The sequence below is a fragment of the Micromonospora sp. BL1 genome (assembly GCF_003667485.1).
GTDB lineage: Bacteria > Actinomycetota > Actinomycetes > Mycobacteriales > Micromonosporaceae > Micromonospora > Micromonospora tulbaghiae.
Genome location: NZ_RCVK01000264.1, coordinates 13,576 through 39,658 on the forward strand (window position 1 = coordinate 13,576; position 26,083 = coordinate 39,658).

Sequence of the window (26,083 nt, forward strand, 5' to 3'; positions counted from 1 at the left end):
CGGTCAGCTCCCGGGCCGCCCGGCCACCTCGTCGGCCGCGTGCGTCCCACCACTGGTCACGGCCTCCGGGACGGCGGTGTCCGCCGCCTGCCCGGTGCCGGCCCGCTCGGCTTCCGGCGAGTAGATGTCCGGCTCCAGGTAGATCACCCGGGCGGTCGGCACCTCGCGGCGGATCCGCGCCTCGACCGCGTTGATGTCGCGCGCCAGGTCCTGGGCGGTCTCCCAGGCCGGCACGGCGATCTTCGCGGCCACCATCAGCTCCTCCGGGCCGAGGTAGAGCGTCTTCATGTGGATGATCCGCTCGACCTCGGGACCGTTCGTCACGGCCTGCTCGATCTTCGTCAGCTCGCCCTCCTCGGCACCCTCGCCGAGCAGCAGGCTCTTGGTCTCGATCGCCAGCGTGACCGCGATGACCACGAGCAGGACGCCGATCATCGCGGTGCCCGCCGCGTCCCACATGCCGTTGCCGGTGATCAGCGTCATGCCGACGCCGAACAACGCGAAGACCAGACCGACCAGGGCGCCGAAGTCCTCCAGCAGCACCACCGGCAGCTCCGGCGCCTTGGCCCGGCGGATGAACCGGACCCAGGTCTGGTTGCCCCGGACCAGGTTGGACTCCTTGATCGCGGTACGGAAGGAGAAGCTCTCCATCACGATCGCCGCGACCAGCACCGCCACCGGCACCCACTGCCAACTGTCGATCGGGTGCGGGTCCGACGCCTTGTGGTACGCCTCGTAGAGCGCGAACAGGCCACCGAGGCTGAACAGCACGATCGCCACGATGAACGCGTAGATGTAGCGCTCCCGGCCGTACCCGAACGGGTGCTGCGGCGTGGCCCGCCGCTTGGCCCGCCGGCCGCCGAGCAGCAGCAGGCCCTGGTTGCCCGAGTCGGCAACCGAGTGGATCGACTCGGCAAGCATCGACGACGAGCCGGTCAGGGCGAACGCGATGAACTTGGTGACGGCGATCCCGAGGTTCGCCGCCAGGGCGGCGACGATCGCCTTCGTGCCCCCGTTTGCGCTCATTCCCCGCCTCGCTCGATGCCCCGTGTGGTCACTGGTTCGCCAGCTCCTTCATCTCCGTGATGGCCGGTACCGCCATCGGGTCCAGCCCGTGTGCCAGGGCGAGGTAGATCGAGGCGAAGTCGGGGACCGCGACCAGCGACGCGAGCCGCTCCAGTGCGGAACCGCCCTCAGCGGTCACCACGTCGCAGCGCACCCCGCGCCGCTCGGCGAGCGTCTGCACCGCGTCCGCGCGGCGCTCCTCGACCGCCAGCGGCTCGTCGGTGTCGTCGTCGGCGTTGAGCCCGCCGTCGCGCAGCAGCACCAGCCGCAGCCGGGTGCCGTCGGACTCGTCGACGCCCGGGTCGGCGAAGATGTCCCGCTCGCCCTCGGCCAGGCCGCCGAACACCCCGTCGAGCAGGCCGACGCGGCCCCGGCCCGCCTCGCCCAGCGCACCGGCGACCACCGGGTAGCGGGCGTTGGCGGACAGCGTGTCACCGAACCGCCGGGCGGCCACGGTGGCCAGCGGGGACGAACCCCACACGATCGGGATCGAACCGGACAGCCCGAGTGCCAGCGACTTCGCCGGGTTGACGAAGGACTCGGCGGTCGGCCGGCATCGATCGGCGTCGGCGTCCAGCCGGGCCGCCGTCTCGGCCAGATCCGCCTCGTTGACCTTCACGAGCCCGAGGGTACGGGCGGCCAGCAGAACCGGCACGGTGAGCGCCCAGAGGCTGGCCCGGGCCGGCGCGCGCCGGGGCACCGGGATGAACGGCGCACGGGCCCGCTCCGCCACCGACTGGAGCTGCGAGTCGGGCGCGCCGACCGCGACCAGCCGGGCACCGCGCCGGTGCGCCGCCTCGGCCGCGCCCAGCGCCTCCGGGCTGCGACCGGACGCGCTCACCGCGATGACCACGTCCGCCGCGCCCACCCAGCCGGGCACGCCGGCGCTGCGGTGCGGGATGACCGGCACCGGGCAGCGCGGCCCGGCGACGGTGGCCAGCACGTCGCCGGTACGCCCGGCGGTGCCGATGCCGGCGATGACCACCGCGCGGGGCCGTCCGTCGTCGGCGAGCACGGACAGGTTCGCCTCGGCGGCCAGCGCCGCCGACTCGCGCACCTGGGCGCCCGCCGACGCGGTGTGCCGGAGCATGCCGCCCGGATCCCGCTCGGAGAGCTGCGCCGCGTCGTCCAGCAGGGCCTCGTCCGCGTGCCGGTGGCCGCTGACCCCGGCCGTACCCTCCATCACCGGGACGACCCGCCCCGCGCCTCGTCGGCGTCGGGTCCACCGCGCGCCTCGTCCAGCAGGAGCACCGGGACGTCGTCCCGGACCTCGAAGATGCGACCGCACTCGGTGCAGGTGAGCGTCTGCGCCTGCGCGTCGTAGTCGAGCGGGGCGTGGTGCGTGTCCGGGCAGGCGAGGATGTCGAGCAACTGCGGGTCCAGGGCCACGGCGCGGCTCCTTCCACGTATGCGGTCTCACCGGTCGGCGGTGCCGGTCGGCGCACGCGATCTTATCGGCCGAGCGGCCCCGGCACCGGGCCCCGTTCGGCCCCGGTGTTCCGTCCTCCGGTCGGGCAGGTGGCGGCTATCGGGTCACGACGCAACCACCCACCGTCACGGTAACCCCGGGAGCCGGTCGGGTTCCGGATCAGTCCGGCAAGCGGGGCAGAACGCTCGTCGCGTCCCCGCCCGCCGAGGGCTGGGGCGGAGGCAGGACGCTGGTCGCGTCCGCGCTCGCCGGTGCCGATGGTGCCGGGGCGGCCGCGGGCGCGCCGTACACGTTGCCGGCCGGGCGGGGCGGCGTCGCACCCCCGTACACCGTGGGGGCCGGTCCGGGCGTGCCGGAGCGGTAGGTGGTGGTGCTGCGCGGCAGCGGGACCGGCGGGAGATCGGCGGAGCTCCCGCCGCCGGTCCGGTCGGCGCGGTTGCGGCGCAGCAGCAGGACGATGAGGGCGGCGCCGACGAGCACCAGCCCGATACCGAACCACATGATCATGGAACCTCCGAACGACGAGTCGTCGGCCGCGGCGGTGGCCGGGGCGACGGCGGCGGCCACCGGCGACGTGCCGGTCACCTCGGCCGCCGTGGTCTCGCTCGCGCTGGGCGTCGGCGAGGGCTTGCGGGACGGGCTGGGGCTCGGCGTCCGCGGGGCACCGACCAGCCGGGCGGAGCCACCGGCCCGGCCGAGCACGTCGCCGTTCGCGGCGCTCGCCTCGGCGGCCAGTTCCAGCCGCCCGCCGACGGCCCCGGCCAGGAAGGACAACCGGTAGCGGACGGTGACGCCCTTGCCCTTGCACAACGGCCGGTCGACCGGCGCGACCGCAGCGGTGGCGACGGCGCCGTCCCCGGAGACCTGCACCGGCACCCATCGGCCCCCGGACGCCACCTGCACCCGGACCTGGTCCGCCCGCAGGCCCTCCAACCGGAGCCCGACCGCGGTACGCAGCTGCACGCAGCCGTCGGTGCGCTTACGCACCTCGACCACCACCGTGCCCGGCGGGCCACCGGCGGTGAAGCTCTTCGCCGAGCGCAGTCCCACCCGGTCGTCGCGGGCCGACGCCGGTGACGCCGGGACGGCGATCAGGCCACCCAGCAGCGCGCCGACCATGGCCCATCGCGCCGCGTGCCGCCCTGCCGACATCTCCACCTCACCGTTGCGTCCGGACCGGATCCGCCGGTCAGGTTACTACCGGCCCCTCCGGGCACCCGCGCATCGAGCACGCCACATGTGTGCCGCGCCACGCGATCACCGCCCGCCCAGGTCACCGCCCGATGCGCCTGCCTCGGCGAGCGCCCGCCGGCACAGCCGGTCGGCCGTACGGGTGGTCTCCGGCAGCCGGTACCGGGGCGTCAGTGCCAGTACCCGGTCCACCGCGTTGTCCAACCCCATCCGGTGCCCGACGCTCACGAAGACCGGCCGCACACCGTCCCGAGTCCGCAGCACCCGCCCGACCACGTCGCCCTCGTCACACAGGTCGGCGCTGTCCCCACGCTCGGGGCCGGGCCCCGTCCACGACCCGACGAGCGGCGTCTTACCCACCCCGATCGTCGGCAGCCCGGTCACCAGGCCCAGGTGACAGGCCAGCCCGAACCGGCGCGGGTGCGCCAGCCCGTGCCCGTCACAGACCAGCAGCTCCGGACGGGTGGTGAGCCGGTCCAGCGCGGCGAGCAACGCCGGCATCTCCCGGAACGCGAACAGCCCCGGCACGTAGGGGAAGGCGGGCCGCCCCACGCACACCGCCTCGTCCACCACGTCGAGGGTGGCCGCGTCCAGGACCGTGACGGCGGCGGCGAGCAGGTCACCGTCGGGCGCGTACGCCACGTCCAGCCCGGCCACTGTCCCGGGCGCGGCGGGACCGGGCCCGGTCAGGTCCACCCGGGACCGCAACTCCTCCTGTACGCGTCTCGCCTCGGCCACGTCGGCGGGCGGCACGTAGGGCACGGGTGAACCGTCGATGGAGGGCATGAGGTTCCCGGCCGCTGTCAGGAGGCGGTGGAGGCGATGGTGGGGTCGGCGGCGGGATCGCCGGCCTGTTGGAGCTGCTCCTCGAACATCACAAAGGTCCGCCGCCGGATCCCCTTGATGAGAGCCGCTTCCTCGACGGTGAACGGTCGCCTCTCCGCGATGGCGGGCGCCTCGAGCGCTCGGACCGTCTCGTACAGCGCGAAGATCGGTCCCTCTCCGCTCAGGCTCAGGCCCCGCTCTTCTTCGACCCGCTGCACGAACCGCTCGGGCGAGAGCACGAAGATTTCCTGCTCCCTGGCGAAGATGATCTCATCGATGATGTCGTTCGCAGCACGCCAACCGCCCGTGGTGCGGTCGAGCCGCCACGCCGCGAGGCCACCGTCGGAGGTCGGAACGAACTTCACCGGATTGTCGTAGTAGTCGTAGTAGCCCGCGAGGCCGAGTTCAGCCACTGCATCCGTCACTGCCGCTCACCGTTCAAGGTCGATTGAAGCGCGGCCCAGAAGTACTCACGCTGCCGTCGGACAATGCCCTTCCGGATCGCTACCTCCGTGGCAGACAGGCTACGGGCCTCGCTTCTGGGGACTGCCTCCAGGTCACGCCAAACTTCGAACAACGAGTGCTCCCACTCCGCCACCTGGTCAAGCGCCGCCAGATGAAGACGAAACTCACCGATGTGCCCGGTCGAGGTCTGCACCAGGAACTGAATGTCTCGATATCCGCTGTCCTGGGGCTCCCGGAAGCGATCGCTGAACTCCGCCACCTGGAAACGAGGGTTATTGCTCAGTTCGGCCAGCCCTGCATACAGGTCGTCAAGCGTCTGGTATGCGACCCGCCCTGCAGCAAGGTCGCGGAGGCGAGCAGCATTGCCACCATTCCGATCGATCTTGTCCTCAGCTCGAACGCGATCCTTCGGTCCGGGTCGCGGCTTGTACTCTGCCCCGTTTGCCGACAGACGGGCCAGTTCAAGCCCCAGCGAATCAAGTTCTCGCTGAGCGGTCACGGCCTCCTGGTATAGGTGATCCAAATACTGCTTGCGATATGCGAGATCGCCAGAGCGGGACTTGTCAAAGCTCGGCTGGACAGCCACCGACCGTTCGCCATCGAAGCGACTGCTCACTTGTATCTGGTGTGGACTGAGCGGGGTCGGCTCGATCGAGGGTGTGGGTGCAGTGGCAACAGCCTCGGAGCCGCGGTCTCGTATCTCCACCAACACGTCATTCAGTACGTCGATGGCCTGCTGGTGGGTGGCCAGGTGGTGCAGGGTCAGCGGCCGGGCGGTCAGCGAGTTGGCGAGCTCCGGTGTCGCCAGGATCATCCGGACCAGGTCGGGCCGCTCCGCGAGCTGCGGCACCAACGTCTCGGCCAGCAGCTCCTCCCGTCGCGGCGGAGCCTCCCAGCTCTGGTCGAGCATCCGCTGGACGCGCGGGTCGGCGAACAACCGGGTGAGGTCGGCTGCGGCGTCCTCGTCCAGCCCGGGTACGAGCCGCCGTAGCGTCGGCACGTCGGCGTGCTGCGCCAGCTCGACAGGTGTCACCCCGGCCGCGAAGGCGGCGTCGAGGTTCCCGCTCTGCGCGAGCGCGTCGCGCACGTAGAGCCCGGCGGCGATCCGGTCGGCGTGCGCCTGCCGGTGATCCTCGCGTACCCGGTCGGGATCCGGTTCGACGGGCGGCGCGCTGCCCGGCAGCGGTCCGTCGGTTCGGCGGTGGATGGTGGTGGACTCGCCGAGCAGGTGGACATGGTTGAAGTCCGGGACGTGGCCGTCGGCGATCGGCGGCGGGGCCGGCGGCCGTGGCGGCGCCGGACGGGGCAGCGGCTCGGGCAGGACGTTGTAGGTGCCGGGCGGGCGGCCGGTGAGCGGCATCGGCCGCCCGTCGGGGCCGAGCACCAGCGCGTCGACGCCGACCACGTTGCCGGCTGCCGGACGGCCGCTGTGGTGGTAGATCGGCCGGTCCGCCACCAGGCCCGTCTGCGGGTCGAGGAAGAGGATCGTGCCGTTCTGGTTCAACGCCACCCACGCGTGCGAGCCGCCGCCTTCGAAGCTGGTGATGAGGAACGCGTAGCTGCCGTGGCCACCCGACGCGAGCTGCCCGTACAGGTCGCGGTAACCGCCGTCCACCAACAGCTGACGCTCCCGGCCGGTGACACCGGGCCGGTCCGGCGGGCAGAGGTTCTGGAACCGGCCGCCGGTCGTCTGCTCGACGCGAAGCGGTCCGTCCGCCTCGCCGCCCACCGGCCGGTTCACGTCGCCGTGCAGATAGCCGTCGAACGTACGCGGCGCCGCGACGCGGGGCCGTCCATGGACCCAGGTCTCGAACAGCGACAGCGTGCAGTCGAGGCAGTTGATGCCCCGGGTGGCGTCGGCCGCCGGGCCGCCGTCGTTTGCGAGGCGGAACCAGCCGCCGCGCCGGGGATCGGCGGTACGCGTCACGCTGCCGTCCGGGTTGCGGGGCATCTGCCGTTCGAGGTCGGTCTGGTGCAGCGCCAGCGGAGGCCGGAGCCCTCCCCGGCGGCCGTAGGGCCGGGACCTGTCGATCGGTTCGGGGTGGCCGTGACCGGTGAGCGCCGAGTGGTCGGCCGTCTCCACCGCGCCGACGGCCAGGTCGGCCACGTCGTCGTTGATGCGGTAGAAGTCGAGGTCGTCCTCGACCATCACCTCGCGCGGCAGACGCTGGCCGGCACGGACCGCCTCCACCTCGTCGACGGCTCGATAGTGCAGGCGTTCTCGCCGCCGACCCTCCCACACGTGCCGGTCGGCGAGCTCGTGCCGTCCGGCCTGGCGCAGTTCGTGGGCCTGCATGATGAGCCAACGCGCGGCCTCGTAATGCTGTTCGGCGAGATCACGCAGCTCCCTGATCTGCGCCTCCCGTCTGTTCTCCTCGTGCAAGGCACGCTGGGACTGCAGATAGCCCTGGTAGCGCCGCCGGTCCAGACCCTCCCGATCGGCCTTCAGCCGCGCGGCGCGCTGATCAGCGGTCTCACGGGACCACGCCTGGACATGGGGCGGGCCCGGGTGGGGCCCCGGGGAGTCGGTAGGAGGGCGATGCGGAGCCAAGGCCTCCAGCAGCGGAAAACGGGGGTTCGGCCCCGGTCGAGGCTCGGGCCCGACGGTCGGCGCTCCCGGATGCGGCCCCGTCTGCGGGCCGACCGGTGAGACCGGAGGCGGTCCCGCCTGACCTCCGTTGCTGACGGGGGCGGCGCGGTCCGCCGTTGGTGGCGCCGCGATCTGCGGGTGGTCGGTATGCGGTGCAGGGAGTGTCGCCGGTGCGGCTGCCGCCTGAATCGGGTTGGTCGAGGACGGCGTGGGGTGGTCGGTCGGCGTCGCCACCGGACCCGTGCCGCTGTGGACTCCGGGCGCGGTCGACGGGGGCGTGGCGACGGGCGCGTCAGTCATCACCGAGGACAACGTGGGGCTGGTGGTGACCGCCGGACGTGCCACGTCGTGCGGGACGACATCGCTGCGCGGCGGCGTCGTCGTGGGATCCGGCGTCGGGTGGGGCAGGTCCACGGCGAGCGGGTGCGAGTTCGCTGGCTGGGGTGTGACGTGCGTGGGTGGCGTGGGAACGGCCCCCGCCATCGTGTCGCCGCCGCTCTGGACGATCGGCTCGGCGGCCCGCTGGGCCGGGATCAGCCCGACGGGATCGGCGGCGACCGGCACGTCCAGGCCGACCGGCGACACGGTCAACCCGCTCAGCTGCCCGTCGAGGCGGCGTTGCAGAGCCGAGTCCGCCTGGTTGGTGGCGGAGCCGGTCGCGCCGGAGGCAGCCGCACGCGCCAGATCCTCCAGCGACGGGCCCTGGCCGGTCGCCAGACCCGCCGCGGTCTCGGCGAGCGTCTCTCCGGCCATCTCCCGCCCGAACCGCTCGCCGACCTCCGCGAACCGGCCGTTGGCGTGCCGGCCCAGCCCGGCCAGCGGGGCGACCGCGCCGCCGGCGAATCCGCCGAGCGCCGACGTGCTCACGTCGGTCAGGTCGAGGCCGTCGCGCCGGCCGGTGGAGTTCTGGTACGCCTGCGTGCCGAGGCTGGTGCCGGCCTCCTGACCGGCCTCCAGCAGCCCGCCGATCGCGGCCCGCCGCGCCAGCGTGCGGACACCGGACCTGGCCACCTCCTTCGCGGCCCGCTCGCCCGCCTCCTTGAGGCCCTGCTTGACCGCCTTGCGGGCGAGCTGGGCCACCAGCCGCTTGAAGATCTGCTGCACCACGACCCGCGTGGCGGTGATCGCGGCGGCCGCCGCCGGTGAGGCGGCGCCCAGGGTGAGCACTGTGGCGACCGCCAGGGACAGCAACTCGATGACCAGGATGCCCAGCTCGATCCAGGCTTCGAGCTTCGCGCCCTCGATGTCACAGCCGCAGGAGTCGACCAGCCGCGCCAGCTCGTCGGTGGCCGCGACGAGGACGTGCAGCGGCGCGTCCTCACCCTCGGCGAGCTTGTGCCAGGCCGTGTCGAACGCGCCGGCGACCAGGCCGACTCCCCCGTACCCGCTCTTCACCTCACCGGCGGCGGTGACCGCGTCGTCGCGCGGGCGGGTCAGGACGCCTGCCACGCCGTACCACTGGTCGGCCAGATCCCAGACGGTGCGCTCGTTGCCCTCCGGCCATTCGACGCCGACCACCCAGTCGAGCGCCTCGTAGATCCAGCCGGGCAGGTCCCACGGGCAGAAGTCGAGCGGGTGCGGGATCGGGCTGGGCAGCATGCTCACGCGCGGGTCCTCCGGTGGTCAGCGCCGGGGCCGATGGGGGTTGTGCCCTTGCTGTGGGATCTTCCCGAGGTCACGGGCGTTGCTGAGGTCCGTCTCCACGGTGGCCGTGACCGAGCGGACGACGTCCGACCCGAGCACCTCCAGCGACCGGCCGAGAAGCTCCCACGCGCGTAGCAGCGTCTCGGCGTAACCCTGGTAGTGCTTGTCGAAGGCGGCGCCGATGTCGTCCCGGCCCCAGGGCCGTTGGGCGCCGGCGGCGGCGATTGGCTCGCCCGTCTCCCGCCGGGCCGCGCTCACCGCCCGCCCCGACAGCGCCAGGTCAGCGCCGCCGCGCCGGGCCCGGTCCGGGTCCAGCCAGATCTCTCCCCCGGCCACCTGTCACTCGCCGCGGGCCAGCACGGAGTCGGCCCGGCCGAGCAGCGCGCCGAAGTCATTGGTACGCAGGAACTCGATCGACGGCGAACCCGGCGGCAGGTAGCCGGACACCAACTCGCGGGTGGCGGTGGTCGCCGCGGTGGAGGCGCGCAGCACGGTCTCGGTGATCTTCCGGCTCAGCGCGCGGGCGTCCCGGTCGTGGAACGCCGCCGGGCTCACCTCGACGCTGATCAGCTCGCCCCGCGCGCCGACGACGGCGGTCACCTGGCCGTCGTCGGAGCGTTCGGTGACGCGTAGCTCGGCCAGCTTCGTCTGGAGTTCGTCCAGACCGGACCGCAGGCGCTGGTATTGGCCGTACACCTCGTCGAATCGCGCGCGTAGTGCACGGTTCGCATCCCGGTCCGCACTCTCGGCCACCGTCGCTCCCCTTCCGTCACCGTGGGTAGGGCCGACCATACCGGGTGCCACGAAATCCGTGGGGTCCGGTAATTTCAGGTGGTGATCGAGCGACAGCAGGCCGAGCAGATCGCTTCCGTGTGGGCCCGGCGGGACTCCGACCGTCTCGGTTTCCCGTGCACGCCGGAGGTCGAGGAGTTCGACCTGGGCTACGTGGTGAGTTCCATCGTGTCCACCGAGGCCCGCGCGCTGCCCGGCGACCTGCCGACCACCGTGATCGACAAGGAGACCGGCGAGGTGTCCACGTGGCCCCGGGTGCCTGCCGCGGCGGTCGAGCAGATGTACCGGCAGCGGCGTCCGGCCGAACCGCGTGCGCCGCGTACCGTCGATCCGGCCGCCCAGTTGCTGCGTGAGCTGACCCGCCTGCCCACGCCCGGCGCCGCGGCGCACCTCACGCTCGACGGCCGGCAGCACGTAGCGCAGGGCGCGAAGGGCGACGTCGAGGTACGTCACCACCCGCTGGTCCAGTCCTATCTGGACGAGCTGCCCGCGGGGCATCTGGTACGCGGCGGCGAGCGGCACGCCGAGATGATCGTCGTCTCCGACGCGCTGTACGAGCACGACCACCGCCGCGCCGCCGAGGGCCTGCCGCCGCTGTCCGTCGAGGACGCGCGTGACCTGCTCGGCACCAGCCGGATCGAGGTCTATCGCAGTCGCGAACCGGGCGACCCTCAGGGCGGGCAAGCAGATCTTCCCTGTGACTCGTGCGTCCGGTTCCTGGTGCGGTTCGCGGTGCTGCCGTGGTCCGACCTGGCCTTCGTCGAGGAGTGGCGACCGGAGCCGCGCGAGGTCATCGAACCTGGGCGTTTCCCGGACGAGGTCGCCCACGCCCTCATGGACGGCGGCTGGCAGATCAGCATGTTCAACGAGGCACTCGCGATGGGCGCGATGACCGAGACGAAGGATATCGCGGGACAGCACCACCGGCACGAGGCGTTCCCCGCCGCCGAGGCGGCGCTCACCGCGTTCCCGGCCGTCCTGAGCCGACGGCGCGGGCCCGGGGAGCAGGTCTGGATCAGCCGGTTCACCACGAATCCGCTGCGGGCCGCACACACCGCCGACTCTCTCGCCGACTTCGCCGCCGTCCTGGGTGCCCGTCTCTTCCCGCTCGGCAGCGAACGTCAGGAGAGCATCCTCGCGGTCGACGAGCACGGCCGGGTCTTCGCCCTCGACCAGGCCGGCGAGTGGTTCCTCGGCGCCGACATCGACGCCGCCCTCACCACCCTGCTGCTCGGCCGCGCCCCCGCCCGGGTCCGCGACGACGGCACCTGGTGAGCCGAAGGCGAGTGAGCAGAGAGCGAGTGATCAGAGGGCCACGCCGGTCAGCACCGTGACACGCGGCTCGGTGTAGTCGTCCATCGCGCTGCGCAGCCCTTCGCGCCCGACGCCGGACCCCTTCATGCCGCCGTACGGCATCTGGTCGGCCCGGTACGACGGCACGTCCCCGACGATCACGCCGCCCACTTCGAGCGTGCGCGCGGCGTCGAACGCCACGTCGAGCCGGTGGGTGAAGACGCCGGCCTGGAGCCCGTACGCGGAGTCGTTGACGGCGGCGAACGCGGCCCGGTCGTCCCCGACCGGGGCGACCACCAGCACCGGCCCGAACACCTCCTCGGCGCACACCTTCGCGTCCGCCGGAACGCCGCTGAGCACAGTGGGCGGGTAGGTCGCGCCGTCACGCCGCCCGCCGGTCTCGATGACCGCGCCGGCGGCGACCGCCTCGTCCACCCAGGTCTCGACGCGCTGTGCCGCCTCGACCGACACCAGCGGGCCGACGTCGGTCAGCTCGGAACGCGGGTCGCCGGTGCGCAGCGCCTGCACCGCCGCGACGAGCCGGGGCAGGAAGCCGTCGTAGAGCCATTCGTGCACGTAGACGCGCTGCACCGCGATGCACGACTGCCCGGCCTGGTAGTTGGAGAACGTGGCGATGCGGTGCGCGGCGAAGGTCAGGTCCTCGTCCGCCGCCCAGTCCTCGCAGATCACCGCGGCGGCGTTGCCGCCGAGTTCCAGCGTGACGTGCTTGTCCGGCGCGGCCCGGCGGATGGCCGCGCCGACCGGTCCGGAGCCGGTGAACGACACCACCGGCAGCCGGGGGTCGGTGACCAGCTCGGCGGCGCGCTCGTTCGGTAGCGGCAGCACCGAGAACATGCCCTCGGGCAGGTCGGTCTCGGCGAGGATCTCGCCGAGCAGCAGCGCGGTGAGCGGGGTGGCCGGTGCGGGCTTGACCACGATCGGGGTGCCGACGGCGAGCGCCGGGGCGACCTTGTGGGCGACCAGGTTGAGCGGGAAGTTGAACGGGGTGATGCCGAGCACCGGCCCGCGCGGCACGCGCCGGACCAGGGCGATCCGCCCGGTGGCGGCCGGGTCGGTGTCGAGCCGTTGCAGTTCGCCGGAGAAACGGCGGGCCTCCTCGGCGGCCCAGCGGAACGTGGAGACCGCGCGCCCCACCTCGGCCTTCGCCCACTTGACCGGCTTGCCGTTCTCGGCGGTGATCAGCGCGGCGACCTCGTCGGCCCGCTCGGCGAGCCGGCGGGAGACGTGGTCCAGGGCCGCCGCGCGGGCGTGCGCGGGCAGGGCCGCGGCCTCCGCGGCCGCCCGGGCGGCGCCCGCGACGGCGGTTTCGACCTGGTCGGCCGTGGCGAGCGTGGTACGCCCCACCGGCTGCCCGTCGTACGGGTGGGTGACTGTCAGCTCGTCCTCGCCGTGGGCGGGGCGACCGGCGACGTAGAAGGCTCTCGGCTCCACGATCGGCAGCCTAGACCACAGGCGCCCACGCGGAAACAGTTGCTCAAACCCTTGTCTGCCTCGGATTTAGTAGCCAAGATGGCAGTCAGATTGCGATAACCTCCGCTGACCCTCTCCCCGGCCACCCTCTCGGAGACTTCTGATGAGCGACCAGCAGCAGCTGCGCAACTTCGTCAACGGCGAGTACGTCGACCCGGTGGACGGCGGCTACGCCGACCTGATCGACCCGTGCACGGGCGAGGTCTTCGCCCAGGCCCCGGTCTCCGGCGCGGCGGACGTGGACGCGGCCATGAAGGCCGCCGCCGCCGCGTTCGAGACCTGGCGGGACACCACGCCGGCCGAGCGGCAGCGGGCGCTGCTGAAGTTCGCCGACGCGGTGGAGGCGCGGGCCGCCGAACTGGTCGACGCGGAGGTCCGCAACACCGGCAAGCCCCGGCAGCTCACCACCGAGGAGGAGTTGCCGCCGGCGGTGGACGAGCTGCGCTTCTTCGCCGGCGCCGCGCGCCTGCTGGAGGGCCGCTCGGCCGGTGAGTACATGGCCGGGCACACCTCGTACGTGCGGCGCGAGCCGATCGGCGTCTGCGCCCAGGTGACGCCGTGGAACTACCCGCTGATGATGGCGGTCTGGAAGATCGCTCCGGCGCTGGCGGCGGGCAACGCGGTGGTGCTGAAGCCGTCGGACACCACGCCGGTGTCGACGCTGCTGCTCGCCGAGATCGCCGCCGAGCACCTGCCCCCGGGTGTGTTCAACGTGGTCTGCGGCGACCGCGACACCGGCCGTACGCTGGTCTCCCACCCGACCCCGCAGCTCGTGTCGATCACCGGCTCGACCCGCGCGGGCATGGAGGTCGCCGCCGCGGCGGCGCCGGACCTGAAGCGGACGCACCTGGAGCTGGGCGGCAAGGCCCCGGTGGTGATCTTCGACGACGCGGACGTGGCGGCGGCGGCCGAGGCGATCGCGATGGGCGGCTACTTCAACGCCGGCCAGGACTGCACGGCGGCGACCCGGGTGCTCACCGGGCCGGGCATCCACGAGGACTTCGTGGCCGCGCTGACCGAGCAGGCCCGCAACACCCGCACCGGCGGGCCGGACGACGCCGACGTGCTCTACGGCCCGCTGAACAACGCCAACCAGCTCGCCCGGGTGAGCGGCTTCGTGGACCGCCTGCCGGACCACGCGAACGTCACCACCGGCGGGTCGCGGGTGGGCGAGCGCGGCTTCTTCTACGCCCCGACGGTGGTCTCCGGCGTACGCCAGGCCGACGAGATCATCCAGGACGAGGTGTTCGGGCCGGTCATCACCGTGCAGCGGTTCTCCGACGAGGACGAGGCGGTGCGCTGGGCGAACGGCGTCGACTACGGCCTGTCCGCCTCGGTGTGGACGCGCGACCACGGCCGGGCCATGCGGATGACGCGGCGGCTCGACTTCGGGTGCGTCTGGGTGAACACGCACATCCCGTTCGTCTCCGAGATGCCGCACGGCGGCTTCAAGCACTCCGGCCATGGCAAGGACCTGTCGGTCTACAGCCTGGAGGACTACACCCGGGTCAAGCACGTCATGCACAACATCGAGGGCTGATCGGCGATGGCGACCAGCGAGGAGTTGCACAAGCGCCGGGTGGAGGCCGTGGCGCGGGGCGTGGGCAGCACGATTCCCGCGTACGTGGACCGGGCGGGCGGCGGCACGATCACCGACGTGGACGGCCGGGAGTGGATCGACTTCGCGGCCGGCATCGCCGTCACCAACGTGGGCAACTCCGCGCCGCGCGTGGTCGAGGCGGTACGCGCGCAGGTCGAGCGGTTCACCCACACCTGCTTCATGGTCGCGCCGTACGAGTCGTACGTGGCGGTCTGCGAGCAGCTCAACGCGCTGACCCCGGGTGGTTTCGAGAAGCGCTCGGCGTTGTTCAACTCCGGCGCCGAGGCGGTGGAGAACGCAGTGAAGATCGCCCGGCACGCGACCGGGCGGCCCGCGGTGGTGGTGTTCGACCACGCGTACCACGGCCGGACCAACCTGACCATGGCGCTGACCGCGAAGAACATGCCGTACAAGCACCGGTTCGGGCCGTTCGCCGGTGAGGTCTACCGGGTGCCGATGTCGTATCCGCTGCGCGACGGCGGGCTGGACGGCGCCACCGCGGCGGCCCGGTCGATCGAGATGATCGAGAAGCAGGTGGGCGCGGAGAACGTGGCCGCGCTGCTGATCGAGCCGATCCAGGGCGAGGGCGGTTTCGTCGTACCCGCGCCGGGTTTCCTGCCGGCGTTGCGCGAGTGGGCGACGGCGGCCGGGGTGGTGTTCGTCGCCGACGAGATCCAGACCGGTTTCTGCCGCACCGGCGACTGGTTCGCCTGCGCGCACGAGGGCGTCGAACCGGACCTGATCACGCTGGCCAAGGGCATCGCGGGCGGCCTGCCGCTGGCGGCGGTGACCGGCCGGGCGGAGCTGATGGACGCGGTGCACGTCGGCGGCCTGGGCGGCACGTACGGCGGCAACCCGATCGCCTGCGCCGCCGCGCTCGCGGCGATGGAGACGATGCGGGAGCTGGACCTGGCCGCCGCCGCGCGCCGGATCGGTGCGGTGATGGGCGAGCGGCTGGACGCGATCGCCGCCGGTGACCCGCGCGTGGCCGAGGTACGCGGCCGGGGCGCGATGCTCGCCGTGGAGATCGTGCGGCCGGGCACGCTGACCCCGGACCCGGCCGCCACGGCGGCGGTCTCGGCGGCCTGCCACGCGGCCGGGCTGCTCACGCTGACCTGCGGCACCTACGGCAACGTGCTGCGGTTCCTGCCTCCGCTGGTCATCTCCGACGACGAGCTGGGCCGGGGCCTGGACATCCTGGCGGCCGCCTTCGGCTGACCCCGGACGTGGAACACCATGGGCCCGATCTCCCCCAGGACCGGCCCATGGTGTTCCGCCCGGAGGATCAGCGGATCAGCTCGACGGTGTTGCGCCGGACCAGGTTCTTGCCGGGTTCCCGGATCGCGTCCATGGCCGCCGTGTTCAGCAGCACGCAACTGCCCGACGGTCCGGTGACGGTCACCGTCACGGCCTTGTCGTTGTCCAGGTTCGTCACCCGCAGCCGGGTGCCGAGCGGGAACTGGCCGCTGGTGGCAGCGGGTGCCCCGCCCTCGGCGAAGAACGTGAGCGCGCCGGAGCAGACGCTGCCGCCGATCGGCTGCGCCGCGCCCGGGCGGGTCTCGCCCGGTTGCGCGCCCGGCGCCGGGGCGCCGGCGCCGTCGAGGCGTTCCACCACGTTGCGGCGGATGACGTTCTTGCCCGGCTCGCGTACCAGGTCCATGGCGGCGGCGTTCAGCAGCACGCAGCTCCCGGACGGCCCGGTGACTGTCACAGTGGCCACCTTGCGGTTGTCCAGGTTCGTCACCCGCAGCCGGGTACCCACCGGGAACCGGTCGCTGGTCGCGGCCGGTGGCCCACCCTCGGCGGAGAAGGTCACCGACCCGGCACAGACCGACCGCGCGGCCGGCGCGGTGTCCGCGAATCCCAGTCCGGTGCCCACCGAGACCGCCACCGTGGCGGTCACCGCCACAGTGGCCGCCAGCACGTGCTTACGCTGCACCCTCACGTTCTCTCCCGTCGTCGCTGTCGTTCGACGCGTGGTACGGACGGGAGGGCCGGACCGTTCACCCGGACCCGTGGACTACACCGGACCGTAGCGGGTGTGTGGCGCTCCGGTCATCAGCGCCCAGTAGCGATCGCCGTAGGACCAGTGCCACCACTCCGTCGGGTAGTTCACCAATCCCGCTCCGCTCAGCGCCGCCACCAGCAGGTTCCGGTTGCGCCACGCGCTCACCGGAATGTGCCGGGCCGCGGTGAAGCAGGCGTCGGCGCTCTCCTCCGGGGTGGCGTCGAGCGCGGTGCCCATGTCCAGCTCCACACCGTCGGCGTCACACAGGGTGAGGTCGACTGCGCCGCCGGTGCTGTGCGGGGCCACCTCGACCGGCGAGACGAACTTGGTCGTCTCCCGGTGCAGCCGGTCCGCCGGCCAGTCCGGGTGGCGCCGCCGCAGCTCGTCCCGGTAGCCGGTGAAGATGTCGAGCTGCGCCCGGTACGGCCGGTAACCCTCCACCACGAGCAGGCGCAGCCCGGCCGGCAGCGCGCGCTGCGCGGCCAGCAACCGGTCCGCGACACCACGCCGCACCCGGGCGTACGCCCCGGCGGGATCGGCGGCCCGCCCGTCGACTCGCAGTCCGGGCACCTCGCGCAGGTCCACCAGGGGTTCGCCGTCGTCCCGGCTGGACACCGCGGCGACCCGGGGGTCGGAGAGCAGGATCACGGCGTACCCCCGGGGTGTTCGCGCGACGGCCGGGCCGCGTGCCGGGTGAAGGCGAGCGCGACGAGCCGGTCCACCACCTCGGGGTACGCGACACCCGACTCGGCCCACACCTTCGGGTACATCGAGTGCGCGGTGAAGCCGGGCAGCGTGTTCAGCTCGTTGACGAACAGGTCGCCGGTGGCCTCGTCGTAGAGGAAGTCGACCCGGGCCAGGCCCCAGCCGCCGATCGCGGTGAACGCCCGCACCGACAGCTCGCGGATCCGCTCGGTCACCTCGTCCGGCAGCCGCGCCGGGACGATCATCGGGTCGGCGTCGCCGAAGTACTTCTGCCGGTAGTCGAACCAGCCGCCCGCGACCCGGACCTCGCCGACCGCCGACGCCTCCGGCTGCCAGCCGCCGAGCACGCCGCACTCCAGTTCCCGGCCGGTCACGCCCTGCTCGACGAGCACCACGTGGTCGTGCCGGAACGCCTCCTCCACGGCCGCCACCAGGTCGTCGCCGTCGGCGACCCGGGAGATGCCGATCGAGGAGCCCATCCGGGCGGGCTTGACGAACAGCGGCCCACGCAGCCCGACCACCAGCTTCTCCGGGTCGTCGGCGGCCCGCCAGGTCGGTTCGTCGAACCAGACGTACGGCGTGGTAGGCACGTCCTCGGCGCGCAGCGCCCGCTTCATCGCCACCTTGTCCATGCCTACGGCGGAGGCGAGGATGCCGCACCCGACGTACGGCACACCCAGCGATTCCAGCAGGCCCTGCACCACGCCGTCCTCGCCGTACGGGCCGTGCAGCACCGGGAACACCACGTCCAGTTCGGCGTGCACAGTGGCCGGGGCGTCGGCCGCGCTGACCGCCACAGTGCCGGCGGCTGCCCCGCGCCGCAGTTCCACCGCCTCGCCGGTGACCGGCAGCCGGTCGTCGATCGCCCGTCCGCCCGCCACCGTCCCGAGGTGCTGCGCGAGCACCGGCTCCGGCAGCAGCCGGATATCCCCGGTACGGGTGATGCCGAGCGCCACCACCCGGTGCCCCTGCTCCGCGAGGGCGCGGGCCACGCCGAGCGCCGAGGCGCAGGAGACCTCGTGTTCCGCCGACGGGCCTCCGAACAGGACACCGATCCGCACTGTCGACCTCATGCCGCAACTCCCACAGTCATCCGGTCGCCCGCCAGCCGGGCCACCAGGTCCGCTTCCACGTTTCCGCCGGTCAGCACCACGCCGACCGTCAGTTGCCGCCCGCCGTCCGACGGCCGGGCTTCGGTCCCGCCGCCGCTGGGACGCGCCATCTCGCCCAGCCGCAGCGCACCGGCCAGCGCGGCCGCGCCGGACGGCTCGACGAGCACCTTGAGGTCCAGCAGGAGCAGCCGGAACGCCTCGACGATCGCGTCGTCGTCGACCCGGACCACCCCCCGCACCGCGGTCCGGGCCACCGCGAACGGCAGGTCGCCGACGCACCCGGGACGTAGCCCGTCGGCGAGGCTCGGCGCCGGGGCGACGGGTGTGGGCCGTCCGGCGGCCAGGCTGCGCGCGAGCGAGTCGCACCCGACCGGCTCCACGCCGTACACCTGGATCGGCGTTCCGGCCGCGGCCAGGCAGGCCCCGGCGATGCCGCCGCCCCCGCCCACCGGCACCACGAGCGCGTCCAGCGGTGTGCCGCGCCGCGCCGCCTCCTCGATCAGTTCCAGGCTCGCGCTGCCCTGCCCGGCCACCACGTCCGGGTGGTCGTACGCGTCGACGAGCGGGTGGCCCTCCACCTCGGCGATCCGCCGGGCGACGGCCAGACGCTCCTCGACAGTGGTGCCGGCCCGCACCACCCGCGCCCCGGCCGCCCGTGCCCGGTCCACCTTGACCGGCGCGGCGTCCACCGGCAGCACGACAGTGGCGGCGACACCGTGCCGGCGGGCGGCGAGCGCGACCGCTACCGCGTGGTTGCCGGTGCTCTGCGCGACCACACCGGTGTGCCCGGCGGCGGCGAGCCGGCCCACCGCCAGCATCGCGCCGCGCATCTTGTACGAGCCGCCGTCCTGGAGGTTCTCCGCCTTGAGCAGGACGCGGGTGCCGGCCAGGCGGTCGATCGCCGGGCTGTGCAGGACCGGGGTACGCACCACCCGGCCGGACAGGACGCGGGCGGCCTCCTCGACATGTGTTCGGTCCGGCAGCGCCGGCACGTCGATTCGGGACATGGTCTCTCCTTCGGGATTCGAGTGGGCGCGGCGGCGCGGCAGGTCGAACAGCCAGTACGCGCCGAGCGCGGTGAGGCCGCGGTGCGCGGCGAGGCTCAGTGCCAGCACGAGCGCGGTGAGCAGGACCGGGTAGACGGTCACGAGCAGCGCCCGGGCGGGACCGGCCAGCCCGGCCACCGGTGCGGCGAGCAGCCGGTCCAGCAGCGCCAGCACCGGCATGTGGATCACGTAGACACCAAGCGTGCGGCGGCCCAGCCGGGCCAGTGCCGGACCGGCCACGCGGTGCCGGGCCAGCCGGGCGGCGGCGGTCAGCCCGAACGCCACCGCGAGCACGGAGACGAGCAGGTACACGCCGGGCCACCTCTGCGCACCGGCGAACGCCATGACGGCCAGCCCGATCGCGTACGCGGCGCCGGTGCCGACGAGCCGCCGGGTGCTCGCGCCGTCCGCCCACCGCGTGAGGTACGGCCGCAGGTGCACACCGGCCAGGAAGAACACCAGGTTCTGGTAGACCTGCCCCCGGTTGCCGGGGCTGTCCAGCAGCCCGGTGGCGGCCACCGCGGACAGCGCGCCCGCGGCGGTCAGCAGGACCGCCGGGTGCACCCGGCGCAGCGCCTTCGCGATCGCGAAGTAGAGCGCCAGCGCGTACAGGTACCACAGGTTCGAGGGCGTCACGGTGAGCTGGGCCAGCAGTTCACCGGGGTCGGTGGCCCGGTCGGTCGGGAAACCGGGCGCCGGCGCCAGCAGGACGGTGTGGATGAGCAGCCAGACCGCGTAGAGGTAGAGGTTCCGGGCGATCCGGGGCCGCCCGGACACCCGCCACGGGCGGGCCACGGCGTTCGCCGCGAAGACGCCGGAGATCGCGAAGAACAACGGCATCCGCAGCGGCAGCAACTGCTCGCCGAGCAGCCCCCACGCGCCCGGCACCGGCAGGCCGACCCGCCAGTCGATGCGCAGGTAGTCCTTGACGACGACGTGCCAGAGCACCACGAGCACGATGCAGGCGCCCTTGGCCACGTCGGCCCAGACCACCCGGCCGTCGGGCGGTGCGTTCCCCTCGGTGCGGGTCGGCACGGCGGTCTCCTCTCGGCCGTCTTCGGGGCGGGCGGCGGTGCCGCCGGTCCCGTCCTCGGGCAGGTGTCATCGCGGGACGCCGCGACGCGGCTCCCGGAGGTCGTGTGTGAGATGTCAGCCCACGGAGGGCAGGTGGACGTCGACCCGCAGGCCGCCGTCCTCACCCGGACGGGCGGCGATGATGCCGCCGTGCGCCTGGGTGATGGAGCGGGCGATGGCCAGGCCGAGCCCGGCACCGCCGCCCTGGTTGGTCCGGTCTCGGGCGAGGCGCCGGAACGGCTCGAACAGCCCGTCGACCGCTTCGGCGGGGACGCTCTGCCCGCTGTTGGTGACTGTCAGCGCGGGATCGCCGCCGACTGTGACGACGAGCCGTCCGCCCTCGCGGTTGTACTTGATGCCGTTCTCCACCAGGTTCGTGACCAGGCGTTCCAGCAGTACCCGTTCGCCGGTCACGATCCGGGGCGACAGCCGGCTCTCCACTGTCACGCCGGCCTCGGCGGCCCGGTCGGCGTACGCGGCCAGCACCCCGGTGACGATCTGTTCGAGGCGTTGCGGGGTGGAGGACCGCAGACCCTGGTCGCTCTCGCTGAGCGCGAGCAGCCCTTCGATCAGCCGCTCGTTGCGTTCGTTCGTGGCGAGCAGCTGGGCGGTCAGCAGTTCCAGTTGCTCGCCGGTGAGCGACTGGGCCATGCCGACCTCGATCAGGGTGCGCTGCACCGCGAGCGGCGTACGCAGCTCGTGCGAGGCGTTCGCGGCGAACCGCCGCTGCCCCTCGTACCCGGCGGTGACCCGGTCCAGCATGTCGTCGATGGCGCGGCTGAGCCCGGCCAGCTCGTCCCGGCCACCGCGGCGGATCCGGTGGCCGAGGTTCTGCGGCCCCAGGTTCGCGATCGGGGCGGCCAGGTCGTGCACCGGGCGCAGGCACCAGCGGGCAGCACCCCACACCGCGAATCCGGCGCCCACCAGCACCAGCAACTGGGTCACCAGCGGCAGCAGCGGCACGAACGGACGGCCCGGCTCGCACACCGCGCCGATCGTGGCCAGGCCACAGAACCACTGGGCCTGCCCCCACACCAGTTCGAGCAGCGACTTGACCATGTTGGGCACGAAGAACCCGGCGAGCAGGGCGAGCACCCCGACCAGCAGGATGCGACGGCGGGGGCTCACTCCGGCGCGCCGATCCGGTAGCCGGCCTTCGGCACGGTGTGGATGACCGACGGCTGGCCGAGCTTCTTGCGCAGGGTCATCACCGTCACCCGGACCGCGTTGGTGAACGGGTCGGCGAACTCGTCCCACGCCTGTTCCAGCAGCTCCTCGGCGCTCACCACCCGGCCGCCGGCCCGCATCAGCACGTGCAGGACGCCGAACTCCTTCGGGCTCAGCCCGAGCGCGCGACCGTCCCGGGTCGCGGTGTGCCGGGCCACGTCGAGCACCACGCCGTGCCGCTCCAGCACCGGCGGGAGCGCCGGGGTGGACCGGCGGCCCAGCGCCTGCACCCGGGCCACCAGCTCGGCGAACGCGAACGGCTTGGTCAGGTAGTCGTCGGCGCCCAGCCCGAGACCGGCGACCCGGTCCCGGATGCCGGCGGCGGCGGTGAGCAGCAGCACGCGGGTGCCGGCGTCGGACCCGGCCAGGCTCCGGCACACCTCGTCGCCGGTGGCGCCGGGCATGTCCCGGTCCAGCACCGCCACGTCGTACCGGTTGACCCCGATCCGTTCCAGCGCGCCGTCGCCGTCGTAGCAGACGTCCACCGCCATGGAGAACCGCCGCAACCCCTCGGCGACCGTGTCCGCCAAGAGCCGCTCGTCGTCCGCCACCAGCACCCGCACCCTTGCGCTCCCCCGTGTCTTCCCTGGTTGTCCGGCACACCTTCGCAGGCCGGAGTTAAGGGTTCCGTAAGCGTCCGCAGCAGCCATCCTCCACGCGGGCCGGGCTGCGACAACCGGCGCAGAGCCGTCTGGGCCGTTCGTCCGGTCCTCGGGCGGCGCGAGCACAGCTGAAGTGACCCGGATCACGCATTGGCGCTCGGGGGTGAGGTGGGTCACGATGGGTGGAAGGAGGCGCTGGTGGCTGACCCGTGGCTCGCCCTGGAGTTCGGCGCGGATCCGGCGGAACGGATCGCGCAGGTCGGTGCCGCCCACGAGGCGTTCCTCACCAGGGGCGCCACCGGCGGCGTCCGGGACGTGGTCGCCCGTTCCTGGGAGCGGTCCGCGCTGCTCGACCCGGAGGCCACCGCACCGGTCGACCTCACCGACGACGCGCTGGAGACCTACCGCGCCGCGCACCCGCTGGCCCGGGTGATGCCGCTCTTCCGCGACCTGCTCGGCGGCATCGCGCAGGACGGCGCGCACCTGATGGCGGTCTGCGACGCCGCCGGCCGGCTGCTCTGGGTGGAGGGCCATCCCGGGGTGCTGCGGCACGCCGAGCGGATGAACTTCGTACCCGGCGCCCGCTGGGACGAGGCGCACGCCGGCACGAACGCCCCCGGCACCGCCCTCGCCGTCGACCACGGCGTGCAGATCTTCGCCACCGAGCACTTCGTCCGGCCGGTGCAGCGCTGGACCTGCGCCGCCGCGCCGGTCCACGACCCGGTCAGCGGCGCGCTGCTCGGGGCCGTCGACATCACCGGCGGGGACCACCTGGCCAACCCGCAGAGCCTCGCGCTGGTGCGGGCCACCGCCCGGGCCGCCGAGGCGTTCCTGGCCGGGGCCGCGCCCGCCGCGCCGGAGGTGGCGTACGTGTCGGCGCTCGGGCGCGACGAGGCGGAGCTGCGCGTCGGCGGCCGGCGCATCCGGCTCGGCCGGCGGCACAGCGAACTGCTGGTGCTGCTCGTCGACCATCCCGAGGGGCGCACCGGGGAACAGCTCGGCCTCGACCTGTACGGCGACGACCGGCGGCACCCGGTGACGTTGCGCGCCGAGCTGTCCCGGCTGCGCCGCGTACTCGGCGAGGAGTTGCTCGACTCCCGCCCGTACCGGCTGCGGCCGGCTGTGCGCGCCGACTTCCGTACCGTCACCGAACTGCTCGAACGTGGCGATCCGGCGGCGGCGCTGCGCGCGTACCCCGGGCCTCTGCTGCCCGGGTCGGACGCGCCGGGAGTGGCGCGACTGCGCCGCCTGGTCGACGGCCAGCTGCGCGCCGCCGTGCTGGCCGGCGCCGACCCGGGGCTGCTCGCGGCCTGGACCGCGACGGCGGCCGGGGCCGACGACCTCGCCGCGTGGCAGGCCCTGGCCCGGGCGCTGCCGCCGGGCGCGCCCCGCCGGCCGCTCGCCCTCGCGCGGGCCCGCCAGCTCGCCGAGGAGTACGCGCTGCCGCGCGCAACGTTCCTGCAACGTCGCGGAAACTAGCCTGCCCGCCATCCACCCCAGACGGACGGCGGAGGTACCCATGACGCGCTACGACGCCCCCACCCACTGGCAGTCCCGCTACGACCACTACATCGGCGGCGAGTACGTGAAGCCGCACGGTGGCAAGTACTTCGAGAACCCGACCCCGGTGACCGGGCAGACCTTCTGCGAGGTGGCCCGGGGCACCGCCGAGGACGTGGAGAAGGCGCTCGACGCGGCGCACGGCGCGGCCGACGCGTGGGGCCGCACATCGGTCGCCGAGCGTTCGCTGATCCTCAACCGGATCGCCGACCGCATGCAGGACAACCTGGAGTCCCTCGCGATCGCCGAGACGTGGGAGAACGGCAAGCCGGTACGCGAGACGCTCGCCGCCGACATCCCGCTCGCGATCGACCACTTCCGCTACTTCGCCGGGGCGATCCGGGCGCAGGAGGGTTCGCTCGGCGAACTCGACGACGACACGGTGGCCTACCACTTCCACGAGCCGCTCGGTGTGGTCGGGCAGATCATCCCGTGGAACTTCCCGATCCTCATGGCGGTGTGGAAGCTCGCCCCGGCGCTCGCCGCCGGCAACGCGGTGGTGCTCAAGCCGGCCGAGCAGACGCCCGCCTCGATCCACTACCTGCTCTCGCTGATCGGCGACCTGCTGCCGCCCGGCGTGCTCAACGTGGTGAACGGCTTCGGCGTCGAGGCGGGCAAGCCGCTGGCCTCCTCGTCGCGGGTGGCGAAGGTGGCGTTCACCGGCGAGACCACCACCGGGCGGCTGATCATGCAGTACGCCAGCGAGAACATCAAGCCGGTGACGCTGGAACTGGGCGGCAAGAGCCCGAACATCTTCTTCGACGACGTCAGCGCCGCCTCCGACGACTTCCTGGACAAGGCCCTGGAAGGCTTCACCATGTTCGCGCTCAACCAGGGCGAGGTGTGCACCTGCCCGTCCCGGGCGCTCATCCAGCAGGGCCACTACTCCGACTTCCTCGCCGCCGCCGTCGAGCGGACGAAGGCGGTCAAGCAGGGGCACCCGCTGGACACCGACACGATGGTCGGCGCGCAGGCGTCCAACGACCAGCTGGAGAAGATCCTGTCCTACCTGGACATCGGGCGGCAGGAGAGCGCTCGCGTCCTGACCGGCGGCGAGCGGGCCGACCTCGGCGGCGAGCTGTCCGGCGGCTACTACGTCCAGCCGACGATCTTCGAGGGCGACAACTCGATGCGGATCTTCCAGGAGGAGATCTTCGGCCCGGTGGTCTCGGTGACCTCGTTCGCCGACCTGGACGACGCCGTGAAGATCGCCAACGACACGCTGTACGGGCTCGGCGCGGGCGTGTGGACCCGGGACCTCAACACCGCGTACCGGGCCGGGCGGGCGATCCAGGCCGGCCGGGTGTGGACGAACTGCTACCACGCGTACCCGGCGCACGCGGCGTTCGGCGGCTACAAGCAGTCCGGCATCGGCCGGGAGAACCACAAGATGATGCTGGAGCACTACCAGCAGACCAAGAACCTGCTGGTCAGCTACTCGCCGAAGAAGCTGGGCTTCTTCTGATGGCTGACCCGGTGACCCTGACCCCTGCGGCGGCCGACCTGATCCGGTCGCTGCGGGGACAGCACGGTCCGCTGATGTTCCACCAGTCCGGCGGCTGCTGCGACGGCAGCGCCCCGATGTGTTACCCGGCCGGTGAGTTCCGCACCGGCGGCTCGGACGTGCTCCTCGCCTCGCTCACCGTCGACGGGGTGCCCGAGCCGGTGGAGTTCTGGATGTCGAAGGCCCAGTGGGAGCTGTGGCAGCACACCCGGCTCACCGTCGACGTGGTGCCCGGCCGGGGCAGCGGCTTCTCCCTGGAGGCCCCGGAGGGAGTGCGCTTCCTCATCCGCTCCCACCTGAACCGCTGATCTGTCCGAGATCTTGCAGCTCGTGGGCATCGCGGCGGTGGGATGCTGACGCCGTCCAGTTCGGAGTCCGCGTCCCACCACCGCACGACAGGAGTCCGCGCATGAATCCGGTCCGACAGCCAGTGCTCGCCGCCGGCCTCACCGCCCTGGCCACCGCCGCCACGCTCGGGCTCGCGCCGGGCGCCGCCGTCGCCGCCCCGGCGGCCTCCCCACGCATTTCCGTCAACTGGTTCGGCGCAGCCGACGTACGGGCGCACACCGCCACCGTCGGCGGCCGGTTCGACTGCGGCGCCGAGCGCGGCCTCGCGTACATCGAGGTGCACCTGGAGCAGCGGACACGGCGCGGCACGGTAACCGGCTTCGGGTTCGGCGTGATCGGCGCGTGCACCGACGAGCGCACCGCCGGCACCTGGACCGCGACGATCCCGGCCGACCAGGGCGCGTTCCGCCCCGGCCCGGCCACCACGATCGCGCGCCTGGTGGTCGAGCCCAACTCCCTCACCGAAACCACCGAACGCGTCCGCCTGCGCCCCCACTGCGCCCGCCCCTGAC

23 protein-coding genes are annotated in these 26,083 nt (G+C 73.2%); 7 read left to right on the plus strand and 16 right to left on the minus strand.

Features of this window, described 5'->3' with window-relative positions:
* Nucleotides 1-3: 3 nt before the first annotated feature.
* The 9 genes from EAD96_RS18590 to EAD96_RS18630 all read right to left on the minus strand — a co-directional run bounded on the left by EAD96_RS18590 (nt 4) and on the right by EAD96_RS18630 (nt 9,962).
* On the minus strand, nt 4-1,026 hold the full coding sequence (locus EAD96_RS18590; RefSeq protein WP_121685194.1) for a cation diffusion facilitator family transporter: 1,023 nt from the start codon (nt 1,024-1,026) through the stop codon (nt 4-6).
* Nucleotides 1,027-1,054: 28 nt separating this feature from the next.
* On the minus strand, nt 1,055-2,251 hold the full coding sequence (locus tag EAD96_RS18595) for an SIS domain-containing protein (RefSeq protein ID WP_121685195.1): 1,197 nt from the start codon (nt 2,249-2,251) through the stop codon (nt 1,055-1,057).
* Nucleotides 2,248-2,454, minus strand: coding sequence for a Trm112 family protein (locus EAD96_RS18600; RefSeq protein WP_121685196.1), 207 nt, complete (start codon nt 2,452-2,454; stop codon nt 2,248-2,250). The genes EAD96_RS18595 and EAD96_RS18600 overlap by 4 nt, the downstream gene beginning before the upstream one ends.
* 199 nt (nt 2,455-2,653) lie before the next feature.
* On the minus strand, nt 2,654-3,646 hold the full coding sequence (locus EAD96_RS18605) for a hypothetical protein (RefSeq protein ID WP_233585963.1): 993 nt from the start codon (nt 3,644-3,646) through the stop codon (nt 2,654-2,656).
* A 105-nt stretch (nt 3,647-3,751) separates the two neighbouring features.
* Nucleotides 3,752-4,471 carry a deoxyribonuclease V gene (nfi, locus tag EAD96_RS18610; protein WP_121685198.1) on the minus strand — a complete coding sequence of 240 codons (720 nt, stop codon included), beginning with the start codon at nt 4,469-4,471 and terminating at the stop codon, nt 3,752-3,754.
* 17 nt (nt 4,472-4,488) lie between these two features.
* Complete coding sequence (locus tag EAD96_RS18615) at nt 4,489-4,935, minus strand: hypothetical protein (protein ID WP_233585970.1); 447 nt, start codon at nt 4,933-4,935, stop codon at nt 4,489-4,491.
* On the minus strand, nt 4,932-9,164 hold the full coding sequence (locus EAD96_RS18620) for a toxin glutamine deamidase domain-containing protein (protein WP_233585990.1): 4,233 nt from the start codon (nt 9,162-9,164) through the stop codon (nt 4,932-4,934). Before EAD96_RS18620 ends, EAD96_RS18615 begins: the two co-directional genes overlap by 4 nt.
* Before the next feature lie 24 nt (nt 9,165-9,188).
* Complete coding sequence (locus EAD96_RS18625) at nt 9,189-9,545, minus strand: hypothetical protein (RefSeq protein ID WP_121685201.1); 357 nt, start codon at nt 9,543-9,545, stop codon at nt 9,189-9,191.
* A 3-nt stretch (nt 9,546-9,548) separates the two neighbouring features.
* The gene (locus EAD96_RS18630) at nt 9,549-9,962 is read right to left on the minus strand and encodes a YbaB/EbfC family nucleoid-associated protein (protein WP_121685202.1); all 414 of its coding nucleotides are present in this window, start codon (nt 9,960-9,962) and stop codon (nt 9,549-9,551) included.
* 81 nt (nt 9,963-10,043) lie between these two features.
* On the opposite strand from EAD96_RS18630, the gene EAD96_RS18635 reads away from it, so the two are divergent.
* Complete coding sequence (locus EAD96_RS18635) at nt 10,044-11,276, plus strand: YwqJ-related putative deaminase (protein WP_233585987.1); 1,233 nt, start codon at nt 10,044-10,046, stop codon at nt 11,274-11,276.
* 30 nt (nt 11,277-11,306) lie between these two features.
* Here EAD96_RS18635 and EAD96_RS18640 read toward each other — a convergent pair whose 3' ends face one another.
* Nucleotides 11,307-12,746 carry an aldehyde dehydrogenase family protein gene (locus tag EAD96_RS18640; RefSeq protein ID WP_121685204.1) on the minus strand — a complete coding sequence of 480 codons (1,440 nt, stop codon included), beginning with the start codon at nt 12,744-12,746 and terminating at the stop codon, nt 11,307-11,309.
* 142 nt (nt 12,747-12,888) lie between these two features.
* On the opposite strand from EAD96_RS18640, the gene EAD96_RS18645 reads away from it, so the two are divergent.
* Nucleotides 12,889-14,325: a gamma-aminobutyraldehyde dehydrogenase gene (locus tag EAD96_RS18645; RefSeq protein WP_121685205.1), complete on the plus strand. Its 1,437-nt coding sequence runs from the start codon at nt 12,889-12,891 to the stop codon at nt 14,323-14,325.
* Between the two features lie 6 nt (nt 14,326-14,331).
* Complete coding sequence (gene gabT / locus EAD96_RS18650; RefSeq protein ID WP_121685206.1) at nt 14,332-15,603, plus strand: 4-aminobutyrate--2-oxoglutarate transaminase; 1,272 nt, start codon at nt 14,332-14,334, stop codon at nt 15,601-15,603.
* A gap of 67 nt (nt 15,604-15,670) precedes the next feature.
* Here the strand turns inward: gabT and EAD96_RS18655 are convergent, their stop codons facing one another.
* The 6 genes from EAD96_RS18655 to EAD96_RS18680 all read right to left on the minus strand — a co-directional run bounded on the left by EAD96_RS18655 (nt 15,671) and on the right by EAD96_RS18680 (nt 22,120).
* Entirely contained in the window at nt 15,671-16,330 is a 660-nt protein-coding gene (locus tag EAD96_RS18655; RefSeq protein ID WP_120571533.1) for a hypothetical protein, read from the minus strand.
* A gap of 75 nt (nt 16,331-16,405) precedes the next feature.
* Nucleotides 16,406-17,041, minus strand: a complete 636-nt coding sequence (locus EAD96_RS18660; protein ID WP_120571534.1) for a M15 family metallopeptidase — start codon at nt 17,039-17,041, stop codon at nt 16,406-16,408.
* On the minus strand, nt 17,038-18,171 hold the full coding sequence (locus EAD96_RS18665; RefSeq protein ID WP_121685207.1) for a D-alanine--D-alanine ligase family protein: 1,134 nt from the start codon (nt 18,169-18,171) through the stop codon (nt 17,038-17,040). The genes EAD96_RS18660 and EAD96_RS18665 overlap by 4 nt, the downstream gene beginning before the upstream one ends.
* Nucleotides 18,168-20,291 carry a pyridoxal-phosphate dependent enzyme gene (locus EAD96_RS18670; RefSeq protein WP_121685208.1) on the minus strand — a complete coding sequence of 708 codons (2,124 nt, stop codon included), beginning with the start codon at nt 20,289-20,291 and terminating at the stop codon, nt 18,168-18,170. Before EAD96_RS18670 ends, EAD96_RS18665 begins: the two co-directional genes overlap by 4 nt.
* Nucleotides 20,292-20,405: 114 nt before the next feature.
* Nucleotides 20,406-21,458 (minus strand): HAMP domain-containing sensor histidine kinase, encoded by a 1,053-nt coding sequence (locus EAD96_RS18675; RefSeq protein WP_121685209.1) that lies wholly within the window; start codon nt 21,456-21,458, stop codon nt 20,406-20,408.
* The gene (locus EAD96_RS18680; protein WP_120571538.1) at nt 21,455-22,120 is read right to left on the minus strand and encodes a response regulator transcription factor; all 666 of its coding nucleotides are present in this window, start codon (nt 22,118-22,120) and stop codon (nt 21,455-21,457) included. The genes EAD96_RS18675 and EAD96_RS18680 overlap by 4 nt, the downstream gene beginning before the upstream one ends.
* A 237-nt stretch (nt 22,121-22,357) precedes the next feature.
* Between EAD96_RS18680 and EAD96_RS18685 the strand changes: the two genes are divergently transcribed.
* The 4 genes from EAD96_RS18685 (at nt 22,358) to EAD96_RS18700 (ending at nt 26,082) form a co-directional block, all read left to right on the plus strand.
* Nucleotides 22,358-23,638, plus strand: a complete 1,281-nt coding sequence (locus tag EAD96_RS18685) for a transcriptional regulator (RefSeq protein ID WP_121685210.1) — start codon at nt 22,358-22,360, stop codon at nt 23,636-23,638.
* A gap of 40 nt (nt 23,639-23,678) precedes the next feature.
* Nucleotides 23,679-25,184, plus strand: a complete 1,506-nt coding sequence (gene adh, locus EAD96_RS18690) for an aldehyde dehydrogenase (RefSeq protein ID WP_121685211.1) — start codon at nt 23,679-23,681, stop codon at nt 25,182-25,184.
* The gene (locus EAD96_RS18695; protein ID WP_121685212.1) at nt 25,184-25,531 is read left to right on the plus strand and encodes a DUF779 domain-containing protein; all 348 of its coding nucleotides are present in this window, start codon (nt 25,184-25,186) and stop codon (nt 25,529-25,531) included. The genes adh and EAD96_RS18695 overlap by 1 nt, the downstream gene beginning before the upstream one ends.
* A gap of 101 nt (nt 25,532-25,632) precedes the next feature.
* On the plus strand, nt 25,633-26,082 hold the full coding sequence (locus EAD96_RS18700; protein WP_121685213.1) for a hypothetical protein: 450 nt from the start codon (nt 25,633-25,635) through the stop codon (nt 26,080-26,082).
* The last annotated feature ends 1 nt before the right edge of the window (nt 26,083 follow it).